The sequence below is a fragment of the Streptomyces litchfieldiae genome (genome assembly GCF_031845365.1).
GTDB lineage: Bacteria > Actinomycetota > Actinomycetes > Streptomycetales > Streptomycetaceae > Streptomyces > Streptomyces litchfieldiae.
The window spans coordinates 1-2628 of record NZ_JAVREL010000051.1 but is presented as its reverse complement, the minus strand read 5'-3'; the positions used below and the strand labels follow the sequence as shown (position 1 = coordinate 2628).

At 63.7% G+C, this 2628-nt stretch carries 1 protein-coding gene and 1 pseudogene; one reads left to right on the top strand and one right to left on the bottom strand.

What is annotated here, in order from left to right; genetic code table 11:
- Positions 1-120: 120 nt before the first annotated feature.
- A pseudogene (locus RM590_RS36275) lies at positions 121-279 on the top strand (site-specific integrase); the annotation flags it as partial.
- A gap of 318 nt (positions 280-597) precedes the next feature.
- On the opposite strand, the gene RM590_RS35310 reads toward RM590_RS36275, so the two are convergent.
- Positions 598-2628 (bottom strand): polymorphic toxin-type HINT domain-containing protein (locus RM590_RS35310; protein ID WP_311708909.1); only part of this gene is annotated, 2031 nt, incomplete at its 5' end.

Sequence of the window (2628 nt, the reverse complement as noted above, 5' to 3'; positions counted from 1 at the left end):
AGCACTCCGGGCCCGTGGAGCCCGGCGCACCCGCGGCGTCACGCGACGGCCCACCTCGAACGGCCCGAGGACATTACGGGCGAACTGCCGAGCAGATCAGCCACCGAATCCCGCTGACGAATCGAGGTTAAAGAACTCCTCGGACATGCTCATATAGGGGTCACGGCCAGCGTCTACGCACACGTCCGGCTCCGCCTCCAGCATCAGGCCATCAACGCCCTGGGCCATGTGTTCTGCAGCGTCGGTGCCTCAGAATCTCCCCCTACGACTGTTCACTGACGTTGCCGTCAGCGTTGCCGTCATGGCTGCGCTGACGGTCTATCTCCATTTTTGAGGGAGGCGGCGGATCACCATCACCGATCAAGACGGAGGTCAGCTGTTGCCAATCAGCATGCTGATCCCGCCACGCGGAGCTTGCGTAGATAGCCGTCTTGGCCTCTGCCAGCGTTAGCCCGAAGACCCGAGACACTACGTAAGTACACTGAATGGGCGACATTCCACGGTCGCGCAATTCTCGAAATACCTGCTCGCGTTCCTGGCCTCCCCTTGCCGAAATAGAAGATGCGACTGCATCCAGAGCGGCACGATCCATTGCGGCTAATCCCCCAAGATTCTTGAAACATCCAAGGTCATCGACCCAGGCCGTACATAGACACTTCCATCCGGTCGCGGGATATGCCGCTCATAGGTCAGCTCAATGGTGTTAAACCCCTGCGCTCTGGCTTGCTCAGCCAGCGATCGCTGCATCTGGCGAATGGAGTCGGGCCCGACTGGCGCGCGAGCCAAACCTTGAGTACCTTCCGGGAAGATCATCAAGCCATCCAAATGTAGAGTATCCCCTGAGGCTCTGACGGTCGCCATCGCCTCAATATTCTGCCCCGAGACCTCAAAAGAGTGATACCAATCCTCACCATCGAGGAAGGTGGGGCATGGTCCGGAGTTATGGACAAGCACCGGTGTCTGCCCTACCAGCACATGGTACGTGTGGAGGCCTTCGGTGGTGAGGTTGTACACCGATGCCCACGCGGCCTGGGTCTCCACGGCTGTGATCTGGGCGTGGGTGCCTGCGCTGGTGAGGAGCTGGGTGCCGGGCTGGAGGTCTTCGGCGTCGACCCATTCGCCGGTTTCGGGTGCCCAGTAGGGGTGTTCGGCGGTGGAGGTGAGGGTGTCGCTGTTTCCCTGTTCGTCGGTGACGGTGAGGGTGACGAGGTTTTTGTCGCCGGTGTTGGCGAGTTCTGCGGTTACTGTCCGGGGCCCGGTCTCCCCGGTTTCCGGGTCGGTGGCCAGGATTTCGTCGCCGATTTTGACGTCTTCGATGGGTTTGGTGGTGCCGTCGGCCATCAGGACCTGGGTGCCTGGCGCAAAACTGTTGCGTGTGGGGCACTTTCCGGGCAACGCAAGATCGCGTCGGGCGACGTCTTCCATCTTATCCGCGAGTGCGGTAAGGACGACGAGTCGGGCTTTGAGGGTCGATACCCATTCGATTCCTGCCTCTGCGCACGAGTCGACCCCTCGTGTTCTGAGGCATTCCCAAGTCGCGCCCGCCATGGAAGCGATGGTTTCGCCCAGCCCTTTCGTAATTCCGAAGGGGTTGAAGTAGTCCTCCGTTTCTTCGAAGAATGGGATGAGCGGTTCTCCCCATTCTCCGGAAGTTCCCGCATATGTCGCTGTGGGGGTGCTCACGGGGTTGTTGTTCCCTCGCCCCGTGCCGCTTCCGGTGGAGCTTCCGCCGCCACCAACATGGGGAGGGTCTTTCTTCTTGCTGGGCTTGCCTTTCCTGCCGTCGCCGCAGTCGATTCCGAGTTTGGCGCAGGTGCCGAGCAGGAGGCCGGTGGGGTCGGAGTAGGTGAGGGGGTTGTTGTTGGCGTAGGTGTAGCCGTGGATCTGCTGTGGGTCGGTCAGGTCCATGACGGGGTCGAGGGAGATGAAGCGGCCCAGGGCGGGGTCGTATTCGCGGGCGCCGAGGTGGGTCAGGCCGGTGGTGGTGTCGGTGGTGCCGCCGACGAAGCCGCGGGTGCCGGGCCAGGCGGCGGGCTGCTCGCCTCGTAGGTCGCCGAAGGGGAGGGTGCGGCGCTGGGTGAGTTCCAGGGTGGCGGTGTCGATGGCGAGTTGGCCGGTGCCGTGGTGGTCGGCCATGGTGATCGATACGGACTCGTCGTCGGCGATGATGGCGGTGTGGCCGCCGCCGAGGTCGATGTAGCGGGTGGCTGTGGGGGAGGTGGCGCCTGTCGGGAGGGTGACTTCGGTGTGGCCGCCGAGGTAGAGGGTGGTCTCGGTGGGGGTGCGGCCGATGAGGCGCTGGCCGTCGGCGTCGTAGAGGTATTCGGTGACCTCCCCGTTGGCCTCTTCGACGCTGGCGAGGTGGCCTTCGGCGTCCCAGGTGAGTTCCTGGGTGTCGCCGCCGGTCTGGCGGGTGGTGGTGTTGCCGGTGGCGTCGTAGGTGTATTCCTCCAGGGAGCGGATGCCAGGGGCGTCCTCGACCACCGAGGTGAGGGTGTGGGGCTGCGGGCTGCCGGGGTCGGGGTAGTCGTAGGTGCGTTCGGTGTCCTGCTCGTGCAGGGTTTCGGTGAGGCGGTTGCCGACCGCGTCGTAGGTGTAGGAGTGCCAGTACGGGGCCGGGCCGCCCAT